The following is a 23,445-nucleotide window of genomic DNA, read 5'->3' as shown; positions in this document are numbered from 1 at the left end:
TTCCCTCCAAGTATCTTCTATCGTAAATTATTTAATCGATCCATTTGACTTAAAATATCCGTAATACGCACTCCGAAGTTTTCGTCAATGACTACGACTTCACCTTTTGCAATATAGCGATTATTGACTAATATATCGACCGGCTCCCCTGCCAATTTATCTAGTTCAATAATTGAACCACCAGACATTTCTAGTATTTCTTTAACAGAACGTTTCGTACGTCCTAATTCTACTGTTACTTGAAGCGGTATATCAAGTAGCAAATTCAAATTATTTGATTCTTCTTTTTTTAAAGAAGGTGCTTGGAAACTCGCAAACTCTGCTTGCTGAACTTGCACTGGCTCCTGAGTCTGACGTGGTGTTGCGGTTTGTTGACTTGGTGGTGCTTGATATGCAGATTGCGGCTGTTGCATTGGCGTATGCTCTGGTGCATATGTCGCTTCTGGTTCCGAATATTGTGGTGCCTGTGGACTAGGTGGTACTTCCATCATAGTAGCCGCTTCTTCTTCCCCCATTAGAGAAGACACTAATTTTTTACCGAACTCCAATGGGAACAATTGCATAATATCAGAATCAATCAACTCACCAACTTTCAAATTGAAAGACACACGAATTAATAAATTATGCGCAGGAATATTTTCGGTTCCCTGATCTACTTGAATATTCATCAAATCAATAGTGGGCGGTGAAATGTCTACTTTTTTATTGAAGATGGTAGACATCGAAGTCGCTGAAGATCCCATCATTTGATTCATTGCTTCTTGCACTGCACTCAAATGAATTTCACTTAACTCTTGATTTGGAGTAATACCGTCTCCTCCAAGCATTAAATCTGCAATAATAGCCGCATCACTCTGTTTGATCACCAACAGATTGACACCGCTTAATCCTTCAGTATATTCCACCTTGATTGCTACATACGGATGGACAAAATCCCCCTCCAAATTATCACGTTGGATTAGCGACAGCTGTGGTGTTGTGATTTCTACCTTTTGACCCAATAAAGCAGAAAGTGCTGTTGCTGAACTACCGAACGAGATATTACCAATTTCACCTAAAGCATCTTGCTCCATTTCGGTCAAGTAATCGCTAATATCGATAGTTTCCGATTCAGGTTCGTCTGCTTGGATAGGTTCCAGAGTTTCACCCCGTAACAACGCTTCAATCTCTTCCTGTGAGAGAATATTATCACTCATCATCGTCATCCTCTCCCGTAGTCAATATTTCCAGTATTTGAACAGCCATACGATTACGTAATTTCCCCGGCTGTGCTGTGAATTTAGGCTTTTCCCCTATTCTTATTGTTAAAGGTTCCTCAATGCTTGTATCCAATGAAATCACATCACCAAGCTGCAAGTGCAAGAAATCTTCAATAGAGATCTGGCCTTTCCCAAGGTCAGCAACTATAGGGAGTGTTGCATTTTTAATTCGTCTTTCCAATTCGACACTTTGCTCAGCGGTAGGTTCTTTCTTATTCGTCTGCATCCAGTACTGCACAGAAAGATTCGGAATAATAGGTTCCAACACAACGTGCGGGATACACATGTTGATCATACCGCTAGATTCACCAATCATAATATTGAATGAAATCACGACCACGGTTTCGTTCGGTGAAATCATTTGAAGAAATTGGGGATTGACTTCCATTTCCGTTAAATACGGATCGATATCAATTAACCCGGACCAAGCTTCACGTAAGCTATCAAATGAACGTTCAAACAAATTCGTCAAGATCTTCGTTTCAATTTCTGTCATATTGTCCGTTTTTCCTGAACTCGATCCAAAACCACCCATCAATCGCTCCAACATCGAGTAGGCGACATTTGGATTGACTTCCATCAAAATATTCCCTTCAAGGGGGGATACATCAAATATATTGATCAATGTCATATTGGGTATCGAGCTAATGAATTCTTCAAACGGAATCTGGTCTACTGACATGACATTAATTTGTACATACGTACGCAGCTGAGCGGAGAAGTACGTCGTCAGTAATCTGGCGAAGTTTTCATGGATCCTAGTCAAACTCCGAATCTGATCTTTAGAGAAACGAAGTGCACGCTTAAAATCATAGACACGTACTTTTCTTGTTTCTTCTTCTTTCTTCATTTCTTCTGCTGACATTTCACCTGTCGATAAAGCTGACAGCAGCGCATCTATTTCATTTTGGGACAGTACATCTCCCGACATAGGCCCACCTCCCATCGCGCACATTTCTCTTGTAGATCATTCCGGCCGTCACTGTATGATATATGAGACAATATACACCTTCTGTATTTCACCATCTTGCATCAGCTCGTTTAGCTTCGCTTTAATAGTATCTTCAAATTGCTGTTTCCCTGCTTTTCCTTCAAGGTCTTTCGCTGTCATTTCAGACAGTTCTTGAATAGCGAGGTTCTTCACTTGGAAATCACGCTTCGTTAATTCCTCCGCTGCTTTTTTACTGTCTGTCTGGATTTTTAGGGATATACGGACAAAATTACGGCCAGACAAATTCGTCGTAATTTCTTCCATATCCACTGACGCCTCAATAATTTCATCAATTGACGGTGCTTTTTCCTCTCCGTCACTATCCTTATTGAAATTCAATATCAATACGACCGCCACGACACCGATCAACGTAATACTCACTAAGATAATTAATGAAATCGTCAATAATTTATTCTTCATCTTCTTCATCACCTCGGATATGCGGATTGGATAGCAGCTGGACCGCTTGATAAAATTCAATGATTCGGTTATTTACTTCGTCAGCTGAATCAAGCACGACATATTTTGACCCAGTCGTCAACGTAATTGTCGTGTCTGGAAACGACTCGACTCTCTCTATGTACAATGCGTTTAACGTAAAAGTCGTTCGATTCAATCTCGTCACTTTAATCATATGTAAGGGGCCAGGCCAAGGCCGGCCCGACCCTCCTTCTCAAACTATACTATGTTATCGTTTCAAGTTTACTAGTTCTTGTAAAATTTCGTCTGAAGTCGTGATAATCCGTGTGTTGGCTTGGAAACCACGTTGTGCAACAATCATTTCTGTGAATTCTTCGGATAGGTCTACGTTGGACATTTCTAGGGAACCGGATTTGATTGCGCCTCGGCCTTCTTCAAGAGGAGTTAATTCATCGGATGGAGCGCCTGAGTTTGCGGATTCTTGATACATATTCCCCCCCACTTTTGTAAGTCCGCCCGGGTTATTGAATTTAGCTATAGCAATTACTTGTTCTCCCGTCAATCCATCAGCTTCAGTTACGTATTTAACCGCACCATTCTGCCCTATAGAAAGAGACGTGGCTTCTAATGGCACGGTTATTTGATTTCCTTCAACATCCAAAACAAACCTTCCATCGCTATCTACTAAGGTTCCTTCTGTAGCTCCAGCATCTGCACCTGCATCTAAATAAAAGTTACCTGCTCTTGTATAAAATCTTTGTGTTCCATCTTCAACTACAAAAAAACCATCACCTTCAATAGCTAAATCTAATGTATTACCAGTAGTTTGCATCGATCCCCCCGAGTGAATGGTATCAATTGTAGCTAACTGGGAACCTAAACCGACTTGTTTTGGGTTCACACCACCACGGTTTCCTCCAGGTTCAGAAGCCCCCGCAACAGTCTGCGAATACAAATCCTTAAACACCGTACGCCCTTTCTTAAAGCCATACGTATTCACATTAGCGATATTATTACCGATTACATCCAACTTAGTTTGGAAGTTTTTTAATCCTGAAATTCCTGAATACATTGAGCGAATCATAAATAGTTTCCCCTCTCGGTTTTAGAGTGCACCGCGTCAATCAGTCGGCGGTGCGATGGCATCCTGTTAAGGTCCTGCCGTGTTTAGCTGAGTAGTATCGTGCCGTCAATATTCGTAAATAGTTGGTCCTTCGCTTCCATTCGGTTCATCGCGGTGATGACGGTTGAGTTTTTAGCACTGACAATGAGTGCGGCTTGATCAGTCAACACGAGTGAATCGTGGATTCCCTTCCTCTTCGCCTCGTCTACTTTCTCTGAGATGTGCGCCCATTCTGCATCGGTCATTTGAATGCCTCGTTCTTGCAGCCGATCGTTAGCATGTTTACTAATCTTTAGTTTTTCAGGCTGCGTTGCTTGCTGTAAATGTTCGAGAAATGACTGCTTTGACTGTGCTTGTATTTGTCCTTGGCGTATGGGTGGTGGTGATGGAATGCGATGGATATCGATCTTGTTCATAACATCGCCCCATTCAATTATTCACTTATAGTAGTAAATTGATTTCCTTCAATTTTCGTGCCGTCTTGCAACACATAATGCAGACTACCTTCTTTATTGGTAACCGATACGACTTTCCCTGTACGTTCTTCTTCGCCTTCCATATAGCCTATTGTCTTACCAATTAACATACTGGCTTGTACTAGGCTGCTTGGTTGACCGACTGCTCCAGTTCCTGAACTAGATCCATTTCCCATTACTTCCGAAATGTTTCCAGGCGAGAGTTCTTTGCCATCCGCCATCGTAAAGATTACTGAACCATTCATATACTTAATAGACTGTATAACGCCAGTCCCTTCATTAATAATCGGCTTGTCGTCTTGACCTTTTTTATCTGATACTTCATGCCAACGAATTTCTTTACCTACAAAGCTATTGTACTGAATTAACTGACTCTGGTTTTGTGAATCCGCGAACTTTTCAAATGCTTTTGCCAAGTTCATAGTTTGTTCCAATGATGAAAATTGCGCCATTTGTGCGACAAACTCGGTATCTTTCATCGGATTGGTTGGATCTTGGTTAGCCATCTGGGCAATTAAGATTTTCATAAAAGCGTCTTTCCCCATCGTATCGGGTCCTGTTTTCCGTTGATCTCGTTGCTTGTTGACTAAATACATCGATTCAGTAATCGCGTTTTTCGTTGTTGCTGAATTTATTCCTTCTGGCAATTTTTACGCCTCCAATTCAATCATGAATTCTTGGAATGTTTGTTCTTGTTCATCCGGATTTTCATTTTGTTCGGTAGCTTGTTCTTTTTGTTGGTGATTCTGCTTATTGAATGCCTGTTCTCGATCGCTCTTCGATGGATCTTGCAGCGTTTGTGATAGGTCAATTCGGTCAACTTGCAGATTTTGTTGATTGAAAGCTTGACGCAACTGATGCATCTGGCTATCGAGCATTTCACGTGCCATTGCAGTAGATGCCAAGATTCTCGCAGTCATTACACCGTTTACTTCCAATAATTCAATACGAATTTGTCCAAGATGTTCCGGATACAGTTTGACTGAAATACGATTCATTCCATTCGTCTGGCCAAAGTTTGCTCGGTTCAAAATGGCTTGGAATTCCCGCATCAATGCCTCATTTCGGCTTTCCGGTACTTTCTCTGTAGCATTCATTTGGAATACTGGTCTAGTTTCAGTAGTAGCGACAGCTGACAATGGAGCCACTGTTTCACTTGGCTTTGACTGGTGATTTTGCTGCTCGGTATCTGCGCTCATTTGTTCTGTCGAAATTCGAATGAAGTTTTGCATAGTCGGTGGAATTTGTACAGAGTGTTTCACTTCAGGTTGTATGATCTTTTGTTCTAACTGACTTGCGATTTGTGAAAAAATCGGCTGGATCGTTTTCACGAGATCTACTTGCTTTGTAAACAAATCCATCTTAGCTGCTGCCAGTTCAACTGCTTTTAGCAATGCGATCAATTCTACTGCGGATTTTGGCGGTAATTGTCCCAAAGCTTCTTTAATGTTTTCAGTTGGTAATTGTTGTAACACATCGAGCACAAACCATATGTCTCCTGTTGCTGCTAACTGATCAAACTGTTCTTTGGTCATACCGGCATTTTCTAGGACGTTTGTAATCGTTTCTATTAGTTTATCAGGTTCTTCGCTAATTTGATGTGCTAATTGTTGCAGACTAGGAAACTTCTGCAGATTTACTATATTCGTTAATTTCATTTCAACATCTTCATTTAACAAAACTGGATTGTTTTGAAGCTGTTCTTCTTCTACTATTCCAGATAACATTTTTTTGACAGTCACTTCATTTACTAACTGTGTTTGAAGCAGTCTAGACTCTTTTACTAGCTGCGCTACAACGGGTGACTTAACAGATTGCTTTAACTCCTCAACCATTCCTTCTAACTTTTCTAAGGAATCGGTGTTGAGAACATGACCTGCTAATGTAGTTAGCTCTTGATTAGTACCCACTATTTGTTGCTTAGCCGGAACAGAAATAGCAGACATGAGACCCTGAAACACACTTCCAAATCCTTCACTCCCATTATTAACTGTAGGAATAGATGATTTCAAAGGCATCCCTGAAGAACTCACATTCATTAATAGTCCTAAATTCACTTTTTTCACCTCCCTCAAATACCATTATACTACTTTGTAAGCATAGAAGTATATTTAGCTGCATCTTCAGGGGACATTTTCTCTAGGATAGCTGCTAAAGTAGCGGGCTTTAGACTAGATAATATTTGGACAGCTTCCGCATCTCCCATTTTTGTAATAACAGGAGCTGAAGATTTGGCCGACATTTGCTCGTAAGTCGTTATAATTTCTTTGAAATCACGCTTAGATTCACTTTGCGCTAGTTTTAATTTTTCGATTTCTTCATTCAATTTTTCTTTTTCTATTACAAGCGTTTCGTTCGAATCTTTTACTTGTGTAAGTTCATCTTGAACTTCAAATAATTGCGCTTCTTTTTCTTGAATCTCTGCTTGAAGAGAAATGACCCGTTCCTCTAATATTAGATCTCCTTCGACCTTTTCATCAGGTGCTTTTTGTTCAAGGAATGGAACTTTTGACGTCCACTCTTTCGCCTGATCAAAGACGTTTACATCAGCTACTTTGGCTATGATTAAAACGACTGCCGTTGTGAACATAAGAGGTATGATGATCCAGGCGAGCAATATTTGGAAAAAGCCAATAGACTTTTTGCTTTGCCTTTCAACTGATTCTTCAGCCTCTTTTTTCTTTTTCAATTTAGCCACTTTACCACCCGTCTTCTCTTGAACGAAACTTCATCGTCGATAGTTCGTCAATTCGATTTATCTCTATGTGTTCCATTTCGGCATCATATTGTTCTTTCCCAATTTTCTTCATTTTTTCAAACTTCTTCACTTCGATATTTTTCTCCAGCAATTGTGATTCATACCAATTCATTTTCGAACGAGACTTCATCACTTCTTGCTGAATATGATCAATCGTTAGGTCAAGTGTATTAATGAATCGGGAGTAACTGTGCAAATCATCGATGGAAAAACCTGTTGTCATTCGTTGTTGCTGTTCTTCTAAGACCGTTTCTTTCTTTTTCATCTGGTCATACAGTTGTGTTGCGATTTTTTCAAATTCTTCAATCGCCTCTTTATAAGCCATTTCTGTCTCATCACGTTCTTGTTCCCGTAAATTCAGCACTTTATCAAAACGATAACGGAAAGAAGTCATCTACGTTCTCCTCCTCCAGAAGCTAACGCAATCATTTCATTTACCGTATCTTCCAATTGAATATTCTCATTAAATTTCTGTTTTAGAAAGTCGGTAATGATTGGTTCATATTCAATCGCTTCATCGATTTCGCGTGACGTCCCTTTTTTATATGCACCAATATTAATTAAGTCCTCAGATTTATCGTAGGCATAATACAGTTCGCGTAATTTTGCGGCCGCTTTCAAATGGTCAGGATCTGCAATGTGATTCATCAGACGACTGACACTTTTCAAAATATTGATCGCGGGGTACTGACCTTTATTAGCAAGCGTACGATCCAAGACTATATGACCGTCAAGAATACCTCGCACAGCATCCGCTATCGGCTCATTCATATCATCACCATCAACTAGCACTGTGTAGAATGCAGTGATCGCTCCTTTTTCATTAGTTCCACTACGTTCTAATAATTTTGGTAGAATAGCGAAAACAGAAGGCGTATAGCCTCGCGTTGCAGGCGGTTCACCTACCGCTAGACCAATCTCACGCTGCGCCATGGCTACGCGTGTGACGGAGTCCATCATCAACATAACGTTCAGACCTTTATCCCGGAAGTACTCTGCAATAGCAGTTGCTGTCATGGCGCCTTTAATTCGCATAAGTGCGGGCTGATCAGAAGTCGCTGCAACTACGATTGTTCTTTTTAAACCTTCTGGTCCTAGGTCTCTATCGATAAACTCACGGACTTCCCGGCCACGTTCTCCTATAAGGGCGATAACGTTAATATCCGCTTCTGTATTGCGTGCAATCATCCCTAACAATGTACTTTTACCAACACCCGAACCTGCGAAAATCCCTACACGCTGACCGCTACCCACCGTTAACATTCCATCGATGGCTTTCACCCCTACAGCTAACTTGTCGTTAATAGTAGGACGTGTCAAAACGTTCGGTGGACTGTTTTCTGTACGAACAGTTGCCAAACCTTTAGGTAACGCGCTTGAATCAATAGGTTTCCCTAAAGAGTCGAGGACTTTTCCCAATAGATTCATACCCACTTTCACTTCAAGAGGCTTACCTAATGTTTCGACTAAGCAGCCACTTGAAATATTGCGTATATCGGTGTAAGGCATCAGCATGACAATTTCTTCCCTAAATCCTACAACTTCTGCTTGAATTAGAGAACGTCCTCCTTCAGGAACATTCAAATGGATGAAACATACATCTCCGATCGACGATTCAGGACCTTCAGATTCTATTAATAATCCTACAACCCGTATTACCCGACCATATTTTTTCAATGTGTTGATATTTGGAATGATTGGAATTAAATCTTCGGCTTTCTTCAAATTCACACACCATCTTCCATGATTTTCACCAATTGCTCTTTCAGTTCATTCAGTTGCTCATCTACACTTACTACGATTCGACCATGGTTCGTTTCGATAAAACAATCTGTTGCATTGAAATCTTCATTGACGAAAATAAGGAATGGAGTTTCGGGTGGAAAGATTGAAGCAAGTTCAGAGCGATGTGTCGTTACCATTTTAAACTGTTCAGTCGGTACGAATAATTTTACCTCTTTGCTCTCTTGCGCTTCCTTAATCCCTTTACGTACGATTGATAAATACGTCTCCTCGTCTTCCTCTAACGCTTTATTAATTATTCGTTCCGCCGAGTGCATTCCGATATTCAAAATTACTCGTTCTTGATTGATTAAATATTGCGTTGCGTTCTCGTAAGATAATGTAGTAGTTTCGTTCGCAGCCTCTACCATTTCACGCATTTCCGCTATTGCTTTATTGCGCCCATCATCGAATCCGACTTGAAACCCTTCATCATATGCCCGTTGTTGCAGTTCTTCTTTTTCACTCTCCCAAGCTGCATGCATCGATTCGATATCCGCTGCTGCTTGATCCAATCGCTGTTTAATTTCGGTATCTACAATATTCTTTCGTTGCTCCATCTCTTGCAACAAGCGATTGCGTTCCATAAACATCTCGCCTGTGCTAACTGGCTCCTCCACTGTCTCAGCGGGTTCCATCGATTGCAAATTGCGTATGGATATTGCTTTTGTGGGACGTTGATTCATTACAGTTCGCTCGGAACGAAACAGATTAGACAATGATGTCATCTCCTCCACCACGCGCTATGATGATTTCTCCGGCATCTTCAAGTCTGCGAATGATTCCTACAATTCGAGACTGCGCTTCCTCCACGTCACGAAGTCGAACAGGACCCATTACATCCATTTCTTCCTTGAAAGATTCTGCCATACGTTGTGACATGTTCTTGAATAATATATCTTTCACTTCTTCACTGGATACTTTCATCGCTAAAATCAAGTCTTCATTTTCACAGTCACGGATGACACGTTGAATTGAGCGGTTATCCAACGTGATAATATCTTCGAAAACAAACATTCTTTTGCGAATTTCTTCGGCTAGCTCAGGATCTTGAATTTCAAGAGCATCCAGAATCGTTTTCTCTGTCGAACGATCTACGCCATTTAACACTTCAACGACTGCGTCTACGCCACCTGTTTCGGTAAAGTCTTGAGTTACAGTAGATGATAATTTTCGTTCAAGTACTGCTTCTATCTCACTGATTACTTCAGGTGAGGTTGATTCCATAGTAGCTATTCGTTTGGCAATATCCGCTTGCATTTCTTGCGGAAGCTGCGACAAGATTAATCCTGCTTGCTCCGCTTCCAAATAAGACAAAATTAATGCAATTGTCTGCGGATGTTCATTTTGGATAAAGTTTAGTATTTGCGATGGTTCCGCGCGTCTTGCAAAATCAAACGGTCGCACTTGGAGTGAAGATGTCAGACGGTTAATGATTGCTTGGGCATGTTCTTTTCCGAGTGCTTTTTCAAGTACAGTCTTGGCATAGCCAATCCCACCCTGAGAAATATAATCCTGCGCAAGAGCGATATTATGAAATTCTTCAATAATTTCTTCTTTTACAGAGGATTCCACTTTTTTCACACCGGAAATCTCCAACGTCAGTTGCTCAATCTCTTCTTCATTCAAATGCTTATAGACTGAAGCCGACACCTCAGGCCCCAATGAGATAAGCAAAAGAGCAGCTTTTTGTTTTCCTGACATGTCTTTATCTTTCTTAACCAACTAAACCCCTCCGTTACTCCTTGGCGATCCATGTTCGCAATAATTTCGCAAACTCTTCTGGTTTATCTTTAGCCATTTTTTCTAGTTGTTTTCTACGAGCTGTCGCTTCTGTCTCTTGTTCCATATTGATGTCATCGACTTGTACTGAATCAAATTGAGTCTGAGCTTGTTCCATTGCCAACTCTTCTTCCATTTCTGCTTCGTTGCGTCTCTTGCGCACGAACAGTACAACAAGAACAATGACTGCAAGTAGCAAGACACCGCCAATCAAATATACCCACCAAGGGATGACAGTCTTAGTATCTTCAAACGCAGCGTTTTTCCCTTTTAATGGTTGAACCGAAACGGCTATTTTCTCAGCTAGTATTTCATCGGTTAATTCTCCAGCTACTTCTTTGTCCAATGAAGTACGTACTATTGTCTCTAAAATTCGTTCAACATCTTGTCGCACTTCTGGAGCCAATGAAGTTGGATCATCAGCAGTAGGCGGTTCAATCATAACTTGTATACCGATATTACTTATCTTGTATGGGCTCTCTACTATATCTTTTCTAATTCTATTTACTTCATTATTAATTGTTTCTTCTAGACGTTCGTAATCACCGTTTCCACCTTCACCTTCAACATACGTAGTACGACTATCAGTCGGATCTTCCGCTTCAGGTGTACCGCCTACTGCAGGATTCGTACCCGAGAATGATTCAGTTATCCGTTGTACACTTAATGCAATACCTTCCATGTTTTCTGGATCGACAGGCGTCACAAGGTTCTCTTCACGTTGTTCTTTCTTAAAGTCGATATCTGTCGTAACAGACACAACTACTTTATCTTGTCCCATCAACGTACCGAGCATCATTTGAACCTGTCGTTGTAAGTCACGCTCGATCGTCTTTTTCACGTCCATTTGATCCGTCACATTAGCCCCGTAAGAATTTCCTGAATCTTTTAGATCAAAGTACTCAAAATATTGGTTCTGGATGACGATATTCTCATTAGATAGATTAGGCAAGCTCTTTGATACTAAATTATAAAGTGCTGTAATTTGTTGCTCTGAAAAATTTTGTCCGGGATTCGTCTTTAACATGATCGCTGCACTAGCTTCTGATGTTGTGTCATTTACGAAAATTCCCTCTGTCGGTAAGGTAAGCATTACTTTTGCGTCCTTAATACCTTCTATTCCCTTTATTAGATTAGCTAATTCTGTTTGCATCGCAGCAAGCTTAATCATATTAAATTCATTATCGGTAGTACCAAACCCCGCATTATCCGAGAAGAATGAATAATCGATTAGACCGGAATCTGGAAATCCTTCTGCCGCTAGTGATACACGTAGATTATCCAGTTGTTTTTCAGGTACCGAAATTGCAGTACCGCCCGGTTCCACCAGGTAAGGTACTCCTTGTCCATCTAGGACTTCTTTTATACGTCCAATCTCAGATGGCGACACTTCTGAATAAAGCGTTACATATGTGGTACGGGACATAGTCATTGTTAAAAAAACCGCCAGCGCAATAATGCCAGCCGCTATCGTTATATATATAATTTTTTGATTCTTTGTTCGACTTCCCCAGAAAGCTTTGAGATCCGCCCTGAGCTTTGTCAATCTTTCTTTCATTCTAATCCCCCGGTCAGCCTCACTAGGCGCAATTCCATTTACGCCTAGTGCTTTCTATCAATTAGACAGGCATTCTAATGATTTCTTGGTATGCTTCTACCACTTTATTACGCACTTCCATTGTTGCATTGAATGCGATACTCGCCTTTTGTGCCGAGATCATCACATTATGTAAATCGACATCTTCACCTTTTACAAGTTTTGCTGTCATAGTATCCGAGACCTTTTGTGTTTCATTTACTTGATGAATCGCGTCGTTTAACATTGCCGAGAAATTCTGTTGAGCTTCAAAAGGTGTTTTTTGTGCTTTAACTTCAGGTTGCTGGATTGACATAGCAGGCATAGCACCTGTAATTGATTGTATTGCCATCTAGTTCACTCCTAATAGAATACTAGTATATTATTTTCCGATTTCCAATGCTTTCATTAACATAGATTTATTTGCATTCAACGCTGTTACATTCGCTTCATACGATCTAGTTGCAGACATTAAATCAATCATTTCGCGTAAAGGGTCGATATTTGGCATTTCCACATACCCTTCTTCATTCGCATCTGGATGAGAGGGATCAAATACCAATTTGAATGGAGTCTCCCGATCTTCTTTCACACGTGTTACGGCCACTCCATTTCCTGCATTCCCATGTGAGTGAACTCCCTTTGCCGCTTGCAAAAATGAAGAAAACTGTCCTTCCTTCGGTTGTAACGTGACGGTTTTTCTTCTATACGGCTGCCACTCGCCATCTACTTGCTTGGCCCGAGTTGAATCAACATTCGCCATATTTGAAGAAATGACATCCATACGTAAGCGTTGAGCAGTCAATGCAGAAGCCGATGAATTCAGACTATGAAATATACTCATCATCAACGTCCCCCTTTAATAACACTTTGTAATGAATTGAATTTCCCATTTAATCGCTCTATTAGCGCTGAATTATAAATTTGATTTGCCGCTAAGTCTGCCTGTTGTTTGTCCATATCCACGCCATTGCGATCTTGTCGGTAACGGAAGTTTGATACGTCGAATGTTTTACTTGGCGTGGAATGTGTAAAGTCTAAATGCTTGGAGTCGGTCTTATATGCTTCTAAAACTTTACTATTCTCATTAGAAAACACTTCTTTAAAGTTAACATTTTTAGTTTTATAGTTAGGTGTGTCTACATTCGCTATATTTTGCGAGATTGCTTTTCCTTTCGCAGACGAGTAATTCAATCCTTTTTCAAGCAGGTTGATGGTACCACCATAAATCTCCATCGTTTCCCCACCCTTCCCTCATTTAGTTCATTTTTCGCGATTTTTCTCAGAACTCTACTTATTTCATACTATTCTTTGATACTATATTAAATAAATAATATACTCTATTTTTCTACTACTCTATTGTAGCGGAGACTAATGATTTTTGTCCAATGTTTTATAATATTTTTTATAGTTCAAAGTAACTACTTTGTATATTTCATAGTAATAAATACATTACTACTAATTACTTAGTAACATATAAATTCATTTTTCATATAATTAGTAAGTGCTGTTTTATATGTAACTTTGAGTCTCTTTGGCATAATTTGTCGTAATATGTAAATTAAAATGCGATATCAAATATTATAAATTTCCCCACTATCCTTCCTTCTACTCATTTTAATAATTGAATGACTTTTCCCTACGTAGTATACAAAACAAGATGAGTCCGGTTCAGTAAAAGTGTTTATTTATTGAGAAAAATAAAAAACCGAAGAAAATCCGTAATTACGGATATTCCTTCAGTTTCTACACACTATTCTTCAAAGTGGTATTTATTATTATGAATTGTGTTTTTCAAGCTCTTCTAAGAATTTATCGTTCAATACTTTAATATACGTACCTTTCATTCCTAAAGAACGCGATTCAATAACGCCAGCACTTTCAAGTTTACGGAGCGCATTGACGATTACTGAACGTGTAATTCCCACACGGTCGGCAATTTTAGACGCTACAAGCAATCCTTCGTTTCCGTCTAACTCTTTGAAGATATGCTCAATCGCTTCATGCTCACTGTAAGACAATGAGTTGATCGCCATTTGTACAACCGCTTTGCTACGCGCTTCATGTTCAATTTCCTCGGACTTTTCACGTAAGATTTCCATACCTACTACTGTTGCACCATATTCAGCAAGGATTAGATCATCTTCAGTAAAACCATCTTTTAATCGCGCAAGAATCAAAGTACCCAAGCGTTCGCCACCACCAATGATAGGTACGATCGTAGTTAAACCTTCTTGGAATAGTTCTTTGTTTTCGACAGGGAATACTGTATGTTCGCTCTCAATATCGATATTTGGAGACGTTTCATTAATCTGGAACAAACGAGTTGTATACTCTTCAGGAAATTTACGATCTTCAAACATCTTTTTCATGCGATCATTATCAATTTGGTGATGAATTTCTAAACCAAGTAATTTACCTTTTCTACTCACGATAAACGCATTACAATCAATTACATCGCTCAGCTCTTCTGCCATCTCTTTAAAGTTAACAGGACCGCCTGCACCTTTTTGTAACATTGCATTGATTTTTCTTGTTTTAACTAATAAACTCATTTCTATTGTTCCTCCTCAAGGATTTCTTCTGACTTTAATGAATATTCTAAAGGTTTTCAATCGTTAAATAAACTATTACGACTTCCTTATAGAATAAAATGTGACAAATCTTTGTTCTTTACAATTCCATCCAGCTTTTCATCCACGTATGCTGGTGTAATCTTGATAGATGCAGGTCCGATTTCTGCTGCTTCGAATGATAAATCCTCTAACAACTTCTCCAAAATCGTATGCAATCTTCTTGCGCCAATATTTTCTGTTTCATTATTTACTTCAAATGCGATTTCAGCCAGTTTACTGATCGCTTCATCCGTAAATTCAATTTCAACCTCTTCTGTTGCAAGAAGGCGTTCATATTGTTTTAATAAAGAAAAATCCGGTTCACGTAGTATGCGCTCAAAATCATCTTTTTTCAATTTGTCCAATTCTACACGAATTGGGAATCTACCTTGTAACTCAGGAATAATATCGGACGGCTTCGACATATGGAATGCTCCAGCAGCAATGAACAATATATAATCTGTCTTAACAGCGCCATACTTTGTTGTGACTGTAGAACCTTCAACAATCGGCAAAATATCACGTTGTACACCTTCACGGGAGACTTCCCCAGAAGACTTTTGATTGCTACTTGCTATTTTATCCATCTCGTCCAGGAAAATAATTCCCGCCTGTTCAGTTAATTCGATTCCCTTACGTGCCACTTCATCTTGATCAATTAACTTATCCGCTTCTTCCGCTTCCAGTACAATTCTTGCATCTTTTACTTTCATGCGACGCTGAATTTTCTTCTTCGGCATAAGCGAAGATAAGGCGTCTTGCATACCCGACATTTGATCCATACCAGACCCTTGCAACGCATCAAATAAAGAGGGTTGTTGCGCTTGTACTTCTACCGTCACCATTTTTTCTTCGATGCTACCATTCGCAAGTTGTTCAGCGATGTCTGAACGCTTTCGTCTAATTTCGGATTGATCTTCTTTTTGTTCGGGTTCAGGCTGTGTTTTTTGACCGAAAAACATTTCGAAAGGGTTTTGACCTTCGGTATTCTTTTTCGCTTCAGGGACCAATAGCTTTACTAAACGTTCTTCCGCTAACTTTTGGGACTGCTCTTTTACGGCTTCACGCATATCTTCTTTTACCATTCGTACTCCGACTTCGGTTAAATCGCGAATCATTGACTCTACATCTCGTCCTACATATCCGACTTCCGTAAACTTTGTTGCTTCGACCTTTACGAAAGGTGCATGAATTAACTTGGCAATTCTTCGAGCAATTTCTGTCTTCCCGACACCAGTAGGTCCAATCATCAAAATGTTTTTCGGAATGATCTCTTCTTGTTCCTCAGCAGACAATTGCATACGACGATAACGATTTCGCATAGCAACCGCAACAGCCTTTTTAGCTTTTTCCTGCCCAATAATATAACGATTTAAATACGCTGTTAGCGCTTTAGGAGTCATTTCCTGCTTCATCACTTAAAGCACCTCCACGATAATATTATGATTAGTAAACACACAAATATCGGCAGCTGTCTCAAGTGAAATTTTAGCTATTTCTTCCGCCGTTAATTCATGGCTGTGCTTCTTCAGTGCACGTCCAGCCGCTAGTGCATAATTGCCTCCGGAACCGATTGCCAATACCCCATCATCCGGCTCTATTACTTCACCAGTACCTGAAACAAGTAATAGTGTATTTTCATCCATAACGAGTAACAGTGCTTCTAACTTACGTAAGATCCTATCTCCACGCCATTCTTTAGCAAGTTCAACTGACGCGCGTTGAAGATTTCCATCGTATTCATTGAGTTTAGCCTCAAATAAGTCAAATAGCGTAAATGCATCCGCTACGGAACCAGCAAAACCAGCTAAGACTTTGCCGTTGAATAATCTACGAACTTTCTTCGCTGTGTGCTTCATGACGACCGACTCGCCCATCGTCACTTGCCCATCACCTGACATTGCACATTGCCCATCATGATGAATAGCAAATATCGTTGTTGCATGAAATTTCATTATAGTTCCTCCTAAGCACGAGGGTGCGTTTGTAAATAAGTTTGGCGTAAGTGTTCATTTGTGACATGGGTATAGACTTGAGTTGAAGATAAATGGCTATGTCCCAGCAGCTCTTGTACTGACCGAAGATCCGCACCTGCGCCAAGCAAATGTGTCGCAAACGTATGGCGAATCATATGTGGCGTAATATTAGTATGCAAGGACGCTCTCTTCATTAAGTCATCTAATACATAGCGCACGCCACGATCCGTCAAAGGATCTCCACGTAAATTGACAAACAGTTTTGTATGCTTCTTTTGCTTTATCAATTGTGGCCGACTACTGTCTATATAGTTCTGCAATGCTTCCCCTGCAAAACTTCCAAATGGCACAAAACGTTCTTTCCGTCCTTTACCCATTACTTTTACAATTCCTAAATAATGATCCACATCTTGCACTTCGATTTCTACTAGTTCCCCAACACGGATTCCCGTCGCATAAAGCAACTCGAGTAAAGCACGATCACGCAAAGAGCGAAAATCCTCACCCGTCGTAACTTCAAAAAGCTTTTCCAACTCTTGCTGATAGAAAAAAGCAGGAAGGCGTTCTTCTTGCTTCGGATGATACAATAATCGAAATGCTTGATCTTCAATCCCGTAACGAGCATTAATGAATGTAAAAAATGACCGAATGGCTGATATTTTCCTGGAAATGCTTGTTCTTGCATACGAACGATTATATAAACGTGTAACATATAATCTAGCTACAGGATAGTCGACGTCTTCCAACTTCCCAATTCCCTCTTCTTGCAGAAACAATAAAAAATCCCGAAGGTCTTTTTCATACTCCGCGACCGTGTAGGATGAGTAGTTTTTCTCTAGTCGAATATAGGATACATATTCTTCTGCCAATTGTTTTATTTCAGGAATCATTTTATCACCTCAATACGAATTGATCATCGTACAACGTGCACCTGAAAATACGAAAGATTGTTGATTATATATAGTGCGATATAAACTATCAAAGCCGAATGTAGTCCATTAAACACTATACATTAGCAAGGATTATTGGGCAACTTTGAAAAACTGATTCTTTATCATTTTTAAATTAAAGAACCATTTCCGTCACATAACAGTCAAATTACTTTAATACTAAGTAATTATTTATCATACTGTTCATCATTTCCCTAATTGTAAGACGTTATACCAACTAGAAAGTTGCACAATGCGACCACAACAAAAAACTGAAGATAAAACTCCGATTAGATGGAGTCCTAACTTCAGTTCGTCTTTAAGTTGTTAAAGTAAAGTTTTTTATAATTTTGTCGTAGATTTAAATTCTTGTAATGCATCCAATGCGCGTGTCGCATGTTTGTCCGCTCGTTCGGCTTTTGTTCTATAGCGCCTATTCAGCTCAGGGAATAATCCGAAGTTGATGTTAATCGGCTGGAAGTTATTTGGATCAGCTTCCGTAATATAACGCGCCATGCTGCCAAGTGCCGTTTCTCTTGGAAATCGGACCGGTCTCTTGCCTTTTGCCAATTGTGCCGCATTAATACCTGCAATCAATCCTGATCCTGCTGATTCAACATAGCCTTCTACCCCTGTTACTTGACCGGCAAATAGGATGGTTGGTTGTGATTTCAGTTGATATGTGCAGTTCAATACTCTAGGGGAGTTGATGAATGTATTACGATGCATTACGCCGTAACGTACGATATCCACATTTTCTAATCCAGGTATCAGTTTCAATACTTCTTTCTGGGCTCCCCATTTTAGATGCGTCTGAAATCCTACTAGGTTATATAATGTTCCCGCTGCGTTGTCCTGGCGTAACTGAACAACTGCTATTGGTTCTTTTCCTGTTTTAGGGTCTTCAAGTCCAACCGGTTTTAAAGGACCGAATAACATCGTTTTCACACCGCGCTTCGCCATCTCTTCAATTGGCATACATCCTTCAAAGTAAAGTTCTTTCTCAAAATCTTTTAAAGGCGCCACTTCAGCTGATGTTAAAGCCTCATAGAAACGCTCGAATTCCTCCGCGTTCATAGGACAGTTTAAATAGGCTGCTTCACCTTTATCATAGCGTGATTTCAAATAAACTTTATCCATATCAATGGAATCAGCCTCTACGATGGGAGCCGCAGCATCATAGAAATATAAATAATCCTCACCAGTTAGCTGTCTAATTTCTTCAGCTAATGCTGGAGATGTTAATGGACCAGATGCGATTACCGTAATTCCTTCCGGTACTTTTTTCACTTCTTCATTGATCACTTCTATATTCGGATGATTCCGGACCTTCTCAGTGACGTTGCCAGCGAATTCGTGTCGATCTACTGCAAGCGCTCCGCCAGCAGGTACCGCGCAATCATCCGCCGCTTGAATAATCAATGAATTTAATTGGCGCATCTCTTCTTTGATGACACCTACTGCGTTTGTCAGATTATTCGCACGTAACGAGTTACTGCATACTAACTCCGCAAATTTATCTGTATGATGGGCAGGGGTTTGCTTCACAGGACGCATTTCGAATAATTTCACTTGAACTCCCCTATTAGCTAATTGCCAAGCTGCCTCACTTCCAGCCAACCCTGCACCGATCACATTTACAATTTGCGTCATTTCAACTACCTCTTTCTCATTATGTTGAATTATTTCTAACTTACTAGTTTTGTGGTTCTTCCTTATAATCACATTCCGTACATTGGATTTGAACACCTTTTTTCAATCGTTTTTCGACCATTGTGTGCTGACATTTCGGACACGGTCTTGAGATTGGTTTATCCCATGAAACATAGTCACATTCAGGATATTGATCACAACCAAAGAAAATTCTCTTCGTCTTACTTTTTCGCTCGACGACTTCGCCTTCTTTACACTTTGGACATTTTACACCAATTGGTTTGATAATGGCCTTCGTATTACGACAATCTGGGAAGTTGGAGCATGCCATGAATTTTCCGTAACGGCCCATCTTGTAGACCATTGGAGAACTACATTTCTCACAATCTTCACCCGCTGGCTCATCTTTGATTTCAATCTTTTCCATTTCGGCATCTGCTACTTCTACGTGCTTTTCGAAATCACGATAGAAATCATCGATCACTGTACGCCATTCGATCGTACCTTCTTCCACATGGTCAAGACGTTGTTCCATCTGCCTCGTAAATTCGATGTCAATGATATCAGGGAAGTATTGATTAACTGCCTGATGAACGATTACTCCAAGTTCTGTCGGAATAAACCGCTTGGCATCTAGTGTGACATAGCCACGCTTTTGAATGGTGTCAAGAGTAGGTGCATACGTAGAAGGTCTCCCTATACCTAGCTCCTCAAGCGTCTTCACTAAACGCGCCTCCGAATATCTAGGCGGTGGCTGTGTGAAATGCTGTTTCGGATCCACGTCTGCATATTTAATACGCTCACCTTCTTCAAGTGGCGGTAATATATTTTCTTTTTCTTCTTGTTGATCATCATTGCCTTCAATATATACTTTCATAAACCCCGGGAATTTCACTTGAGATCCCGATGCTCTAAAACGGATATCTCCATTTAAGAAATCTGCAGTCACTGTATCCAAAACAGCCGGTGCCATTTGACTAGCGATGAGACGTTCCCAAATTAGTTTATAAAGACGATGTTGGTCTCTTGTTAAAAACGCTTTCATGGCATCCGGGGGACGCATAGCTGAAGTAGGTCTTACTGCTTCGTGCGCATCCTGCGTCTTCGCTTTAGCTTTCGTTTTTTTCGTACTAGTTGAAATAAACTCTTCACCGTACATCGTATGGATGAATGACTTCACTTCTTCTCTTGCGGTATCAGAAATTCTCGTCGAGTCGGTACGCATATAAGTAATTAAACCAACTGTACCTTCTTTTCCAATCGCAATTCCTTCATATAATTGTTGCGCAAGCATCATCGTCTTCCTTGCGCGGAAGTTCAGCTTGCGTGCTGCCTCCTGCTGAAGTGATGATGTAGTGAACGGCAACGCTGGATTACGTTTACGTTCTTTCTTCACTACTGTGGATACTTCGAATTCGTCCGGTTTTATCGAATTGACGATTTTTTCCACTTGTTCTTGATTCGTTAGTTTCACTCTCTCAACTGCATCGCCGTAAAATTGCCCTTCAAACGTTTTATCATCTTTAGTGAATTGTGAAGTGATGGACCAATACTCTTCAGGCTCAAATGCATTGATTTCATTTTCCCGATCGATAATCAAACGCAAAGCAACTGATTGCACACGCCCCGCGGATAATCCTTTCTTAACTTTCTTCCAAAGAATCGGACTGATGTTATAGCCTACTAGTCTATCCAAAATCCTTCTTGCTTGCTGCGCATCTACTAAATCCATATCAATTGGACGGGGGTGTTTAAATGATTCTTTAATTGCCTCTTTTGTAATTTCATTGAACACCACGCGGCAATCTGATTCTATATCTACACCTAATTGATGTGATAAATGCCAAGCTATCGCTTCTCCTTCGCGATCCGGGTCAGCTGCGAGGAAAACTTTCTTCGCTTTTTTCGCTTCTTTTTTCAAATCTTGAAGTATCGGTCCTTTACCTCGGATTGTAATATACTTCGGTTCATAATTATTTTCGGTATCTACACCCATTTGACTGCGGGGTAAATCGCGTAAATGACCGAGTGATGCACTGACTTTATACTTCTTTCCTAAGTAACGTTCAATCGTTTTCGCTTTAGCAGGCGATTCCACTATTACTAAGTAATCTGCCATATCGTTCCCTCCTCAGAGAGATTTCTTTATATTTATTCAGCAAAAGAATATCTGTTGCAAAATGTATAACAGTTTTTGAAATAAAGCAACCCTTTAAACATTTTACAAAAAGAGGATATTCCTATTTACCGTAAAGAATCGATAATCTGATAACCACTCCACAACGGCTTGGCCCCTTCATCTAACAGCTTATTTGGACCTACTGAAAGAGGAGAATCTATGGCCCCAGGTACTGCAAATATTTCTTTTCCATGATCAAGAGCATGCTCAACTGTACTCATCGTTCCACTTCTTTCGACAGATTCTGTAATGACTAGCACGTTAGATAAACCACTGATAATCCGATTGCGCATAGGAAATGTCCACTTGGCTGGCGGAAAGTATGGTGGATATTCCGTCACAAGTAAATGATTTTCCGCCATTTCTTCAGCTATTTTTTGATTCCTTTTCGGATACATGTGAGAAAATCCATGACCTAATACGCCAATTGTTTCCCCGCCATAGTCGATCGCAGCTTGATGCGCCATCGTGTCAGCTCCGGCTGCTAAGCCTGAAACAATTGGGATCTGACGGTCGACGAGTGGTGGCACAATAAATTCCAGCGCCATTTTGGAATAGCTTGTAGCTGTACGGGAGCCAATTATTCCAACACGGGGATGTTTTTTCAATAAAAGTCTATTCCCTTTCGTATAAAGAACCGATGGCGGATCACATAATTGCTTTAATTCTTCGGGATAATTCGAATGATAGTATGTGATGGGTATCACATGGTTTTTCTTCAGCATATCTACTATAGGGAGACAGGAAATTTCTTTATATTTCGCTGGGAATTGCTTCGTTCTTTCTAGGGACAAATTAAAAATATACGACCATTGAAAGGCCGAGTAAGAATGTAGATCCTCTAATAAAGGGTTCTCTTGCAATAGCTTCGTAAAACGATTAAAAGGTACAGGATGGATATAATGTACGTACAGTAAATGTAGTTGTTGATTAGTATAGAGCATCGAATTCTCCTTTGTTCGACACTACAAGCAAGAGCACGAAAAAAGGAGTAGCAATTAAGCTACTCCTTTTAGTTTACTTCGTTTTACATTTCTCGTATAGTCCTTTTTCTTTCAGGACTTTGATTAACGTTTCACCTATGACTGAAGGTGTATCTGCAACTTGAACATCCGCTGCTTGTAGGGCTTTGATTTTATCAGCAGCTGTACCTTTACCACCGGAAATTATAGCACCTGCGTGTCCCATACGCTTGCCTTCAGGTGCAGTTTGACCACCGATAAAGCCTACTACAGGCTTCGTCATATTTTCTTTGATCCAAGCGGCTGCTTCTTCCTCTGCAGTACCACCAATTTCACCGATCATGACGACTGCATAAGTTTCTGGATCTTCATTGAACGCTTCCAAGACATCGATAAAGTTTGTACCATTTACCGGGTCTCCACCAATTCCGACAGCTGTAGTTTGACCAATGCCTTCTTGAGTTAACTGGTGAACTGCTTCATAAGTCAGTGTACCTGAACGAGAAACTACGCCCACATGCCCTTTAGTATGAATATAACCTGGCATAATACCGATTTTCGTCTCGTCTGCCGTAATAACGCCTGGACAGTTTGGACCAATCAATCGTGTCTTTTTGCCTTCCATATAACGTTTCACTTTGATCATATCTAAGACTGGAATATGCTCCGTAATACAGATAGTCATGTCTAGTCCTGCATCGACGCCTTCCATAATGGCATCTGCCGCATACGGTGCAGGTACATAAATAATGGAAACTGTTGCACCTGTTTCTTTTACTGCTTCTTCCACAGTGTCAAATACCGGCACACCTTCCACCGTCTGACCGCCTTTACCAGGCGTTACGCCAGCGACAATTTTCGTACCATATTCCAACATTTGCTGTGTGTGGAACAGGGCAGTGGAACCTGTAATTCCTTGTACAATTACTTTTGTATCTTTATTCACATAAATACTCATGATTTG

General features: G+C 40.3%; 25 protein-coding genes. All 25 read right to left on the bottom strand.

The features are described 5' to 3' along the window. Window positions 1-17: 17 nt before the first annotated feature. Entirely contained in the window at window positions 18-1,196 is a 1,179-nt protein-coding gene (gene fliY / locus CSV67_RS07250; protein WP_099631032.1) for a flagellar motor switch phosphatase FliY, read from the bottom strand. After that, entirely contained in the window at window positions 1,189-2,190 is a 1,002-nt protein-coding gene (gene fliM, locus CSV67_RS07245; RefSeq protein ID WP_099630923.1) for a flagellar motor switch protein FliM, read from the bottom strand. Before fliM ends, fliY begins: the two co-directional genes overlap by 8 nt. A gap of 48 nt (window positions 2,191-2,238) precedes the next feature. Continuing rightward, window positions 2,239-2,670, bottom strand: coding sequence for a flagellar basal body-associated protein FliL (gene fliL / locus CSV67_RS07240; RefSeq protein ID WP_099630922.1), 432 nt, complete (start codon window positions 2,668-2,670; stop codon window positions 2,239-2,241). Continuing rightward, window positions 2,660-2,884 (bottom strand): flagellar FlbD family protein, encoded by a 225-nt coding sequence (locus tag CSV67_RS07235; RefSeq protein WP_085133241.1) that lies wholly within the window; start codon window positions 2,882-2,884, stop codon window positions 2,660-2,662. The genes fliL and CSV67_RS07235 overlap by 11 nt, the downstream gene beginning before the upstream one ends. A gap of 54 nt (window positions 2,885-2,938) precedes the next feature. Beyond that, the gene (gene flgG / locus CSV67_RS07230) at window positions 2,939-3,754 is read right to left on the bottom strand and encodes a flagellar basal body rod protein FlgG (RefSeq protein WP_099630921.1); all 816 of its coding nucleotides are present in this window, start codon (window positions 3,752-3,754) and stop codon (window positions 2,939-2,941) included. A gap of 83 nt (window positions 3,755-3,837) precedes the next feature. Beyond that, the gene (locus tag CSV67_RS07225; RefSeq protein WP_099630920.1) at window positions 3,838-4,209 is read right to left on the bottom strand and encodes a TIGR02530 family flagellar biosynthesis protein; all 372 of its coding nucleotides are present in this window, start codon (window positions 4,207-4,209) and stop codon (window positions 3,838-3,840) included. A gap of 17 nt (window positions 4,210-4,226) precedes the next feature. Continuing rightward, window positions 4,227-4,916: a flagellar hook assembly protein FlgD gene (gene flgD, locus CSV67_RS07220; protein WP_233192575.1), complete on the bottom strand. Its 690-nt coding sequence runs from the start codon at window positions 4,914-4,916 to the stop codon at window positions 4,227-4,229. Window positions 4,917-4,919: 3 nt separating this feature from the next. After that, entirely contained in the window at window positions 4,920-6,326 is a 1,407-nt protein-coding gene (locus CSV67_RS07215) for a flagellar hook-length control protein FliK (RefSeq protein ID WP_099630919.1), read from the bottom strand. A gap of 29 nt (window positions 6,327-6,355) precedes the next feature. Then, window positions 6,356-6,967 (bottom strand): MotE family protein, encoded by a 612-nt coding sequence (locus CSV67_RS07210; RefSeq protein ID WP_099630918.1) that lies wholly within the window; start codon window positions 6,965-6,967, stop codon window positions 6,356-6,358. Between the two features lies 1 nt (window position 6,968). After that, a complete protein-coding gene (gene fliJ / locus CSV67_RS07205) occupies window positions 6,969-7,421 on the bottom strand; it encodes a flagellar export protein FliJ (protein WP_099630917.1) in 453 nt (150 codons plus the stop codon). Further along, window positions 7,418-8,758, bottom strand: coding sequence for a flagellar protein export ATPase FliI (gene fliI, locus CSV67_RS07200; protein ID WP_099630916.1), 1,341 nt, complete (start codon window positions 8,756-8,758; stop codon window positions 7,418-7,420). The genes fliJ and fliI overlap by 4 nt, the downstream gene beginning before the upstream one ends. Continuing rightward, complete coding sequence (gene fliH, locus CSV67_RS07195; protein ID WP_158232898.1) at window positions 8,755-9,528, bottom strand: flagellar assembly protein FliH; 774 nt, start codon at window positions 9,526-9,528, stop codon at window positions 8,755-8,757. Before fliH ends, fliI begins: the two co-directional genes overlap by 4 nt. Further along, window positions 9,521-10,534 (bottom strand): flagellar motor switch protein FliG, encoded by a 1,014-nt coding sequence (gene fliG / locus CSV67_RS07190; protein WP_085133234.1) that lies wholly within the window; start codon window positions 10,532-10,534, stop codon window positions 9,521-9,523. The genes fliH and fliG overlap by 8 nt, the downstream gene beginning before the upstream one ends. Window positions 10,535-10,547: 13 nt before the next feature. Then, the gene (gene fliF, locus CSV67_RS07185; RefSeq protein WP_099630914.1) at window positions 10,548-12,149 is read right to left on the bottom strand and encodes a flagellar basal-body MS-ring/collar protein FliF; all 1,602 of its coding nucleotides are present in this window, start codon (window positions 12,147-12,149) and stop codon (window positions 10,548-10,550) included. 61 nt (window positions 12,150-12,210) lie between these two features. Continuing rightward, a complete protein-coding gene (gene fliE / locus CSV67_RS07180; protein WP_099630913.1) occupies window positions 12,211-12,519 on the bottom strand; it encodes a flagellar hook-basal body complex protein FliE in 309 nt (102 codons plus the stop codon). Between the two features lie 30 nt (window positions 12,520-12,549). Continuing rightward, complete coding sequence (flgC, locus tag CSV67_RS07175) at window positions 12,550-13,011, bottom strand: flagellar basal body rod protein FlgC (RefSeq protein ID WP_099631030.1); 462 nt, start codon at window positions 13,009-13,011, stop codon at window positions 12,550-12,552. A 2-nt stretch (window positions 13,012-13,013) separates the two neighbouring features. After that, a complete protein-coding gene (gene flgB / locus CSV67_RS07170) occupies window positions 13,014-13,403 on the bottom strand; it encodes a flagellar basal body rod protein FlgB (protein WP_099630912.1) in 390 nt (129 codons plus the stop codon). Between the two features lie 542 nt (window positions 13,404-13,945). Then, complete coding sequence (codY, locus tag CSV67_RS07165; protein ID WP_099630911.1) at window positions 13,946-14,722, bottom strand: GTP-sensing pleiotropic transcriptional regulator CodY; 777 nt, start codon at window positions 14,720-14,722, stop codon at window positions 13,946-13,948. A gap of 86 nt (window positions 14,723-14,808) precedes the next feature. Beyond that, entirely contained in the window at window positions 14,809-16,197 is a 1,389-nt protein-coding gene (gene hslU, locus CSV67_RS07160; protein WP_099631029.1) for an ATP-dependent protease ATPase subunit HslU, read from the bottom strand. Between the two features lie 3 nt (window positions 16,198-16,200). After that, window positions 16,201-16,740, bottom strand: a complete 540-nt coding sequence (gene hslV, locus CSV67_RS07155) for an ATP-dependent protease subunit HslV (protein ID WP_099630910.1) — start codon at window positions 16,738-16,740, stop codon at window positions 16,201-16,203. An 8-nt stretch (window positions 16,741-16,748) separates the two neighbouring features. Then, window positions 16,749-17,648 (bottom strand): tyrosine recombinase XerC, encoded by a 900-nt coding sequence (gene xerC, locus CSV67_RS07150; RefSeq protein ID WP_099630909.1) that lies wholly within the window; start codon window positions 17,646-17,648, stop codon window positions 16,749-16,751. Between the two features lie 381 nt (window positions 17,649-18,029). Continuing rightward, entirely contained in the window at window positions 18,030-19,340 is a 1,311-nt protein-coding gene (trmFO, locus tag CSV67_RS07145; protein WP_099630908.1) for an FADH(2)-oxidizing methylenetetrahydrofolate--tRNA-(uracil(54)-C(5))-methyltransferase TrmFO, read from the bottom strand. A 43-nt stretch (window positions 19,341-19,383) separates the two neighbouring features. Continuing rightward, window positions 19,384-21,459 carry a type I DNA topoisomerase gene (gene topA / locus CSV67_RS07140; protein WP_099630907.1) on the bottom strand — a complete coding sequence of 692 codons (2,076 nt, stop codon included), beginning with the start codon at window positions 21,457-21,459 and terminating at the stop codon, window positions 19,384-19,386. Window positions 21,460-21,584: 125 nt separating this feature from the next. Then, window positions 21,585-22,463, bottom strand: coding sequence for a DNA-processing protein DprA (gene dprA / locus CSV67_RS07135; RefSeq protein WP_099630906.1), 879 nt, complete (start codon window positions 22,461-22,463; stop codon window positions 21,585-21,587). 73 nt (window positions 22,464-22,536) lie between these two features. Continuing rightward, entirely contained in the window at window positions 22,537-23,439 is a 903-nt protein-coding gene (sucD, locus tag CSV67_RS07130) for a succinate--CoA ligase subunit alpha (protein ID WP_099630905.1), read from the bottom strand. Window positions 23,440-23,445 lie beyond the last annotated feature (6 nt).

It is taken from the genome of Sporosarcina sp. P2, assembly GCF_002743255.1.
Lineage (GTDB): Bacteria > Bacillota > Bacilli > Bacillales_A > Planococcaceae > Sporosarcina.
This window is presented reverse-complemented; position numbering and strand designations above follow the sequence as displayed.

Bases quoted from the DNA above. Each gene is read 5' to 3' on its own strand.
- CSV67_RS07235 (WP_085133241.1), bottom strand. From the start codon at position 2,884: ATGATTAAAGTGACGAGATTGAATCGAACGACTTTTACGTTAAACGCA.
- fliM (WP_099630923.1), bottom strand. From the start codon at position 2,190: ATGTCGGGAGATGTACTGTCCCAAAATGAAATAGATGCGCTGCTGTCA.
- sucD (WP_099630905.1), bottom strand. From the start codon at position 23,439: ATGAGTATTTATGTGAATAAAGATACAAAAGTAATTGTACAAGGAATT.
- dprA (WP_099630906.1), bottom strand. From the start codon at position 22,463: ATGCTCTATACTAATCAACAACTACATTTACTGTACGTACATTATATC.
- codY (WP_099630911.1), bottom strand. From the start codon at position 14,722: ATGAGTTTATTAGTTAAAACAAGAAAAATCAATGCAATGTTACAAAAA.
- flgB (WP_099630912.1), bottom strand. From the start codon at position 13,403: ATGGAGATTTATGGTGGTACCATCAACCTGCTTGAAAAAGGATTGAAT.
- fliY (WP_099631032.1), bottom strand. From the start codon at position 1,196: ATGAGTGATAATATTCTCTCACAGGAAGAGATTGAAGCGTTGTTACGG.
- CSV67_RS07225 (WP_099630920.1), bottom strand. From the start codon at position 4,209: ATGAACAAGATCGATATCCATCGCATTCCATCACCACCACCCATACGC.
- trmFO (WP_099630908.1), bottom strand. From the start codon at position 19,340: ATGACGCAAATTGTAAATGTGATCGGTGCAGGGTTGGCTGGAAGTGAG.
- hslU (WP_099631029.1), bottom strand. From the start codon at position 16,197: ATGAAGCAGGAAATGACTCCTAAAGCGCTAACAGCGTATTTAAATCGT.
- flgC (WP_099631030.1), bottom strand. From the start codon at position 13,011: ATGAGTATATTTCATAGTCTGAATTCATCGGCTTCTGCATTGACTGCT.
- flgG (WP_099630921.1), bottom strand. From the start codon at position 3,754: ATGATTCGCTCAATGTATTCAGGAATTTCAGGATTAAAAAACTTCCAA.
- xerC (WP_099630909.1), bottom strand. From the start codon at position 17,648: ATGATTCCTGAAATAAAACAATTGGCAGAAGAATATGTATCCTATATT.
- fliJ (WP_099630917.1), bottom strand. From the start codon at position 7,421: ATGACTTCTTTCCGTTATCGTTTTGATAAAGTGCTGAATTTACGGGAA.
- topA (WP_099630907.1), bottom strand. From the start codon at position 21,459: ATGGCAGATTACTTAGTAATAGTGGAATCGCCTGCTAAAGCGAAAACG.
- fliE (WP_099630913.1), bottom strand. From the start codon at position 12,519: ATGGCAATACAATCAATTACAGGTGCTATGCCTGCTATGTCAATCCAG.
- fliF (WP_099630914.1), bottom strand. From the start codon at position 12,149: ATGAAAGAAAGATTGACAAAGCTCAGGGCGGATCTCAAAGCTTTCTGG.
- fliL (WP_099630922.1), bottom strand. From the start codon at position 2,670: ATGAAGAATAAATTATTGACGATTTCATTAATTATCTTAGTGAGTATT.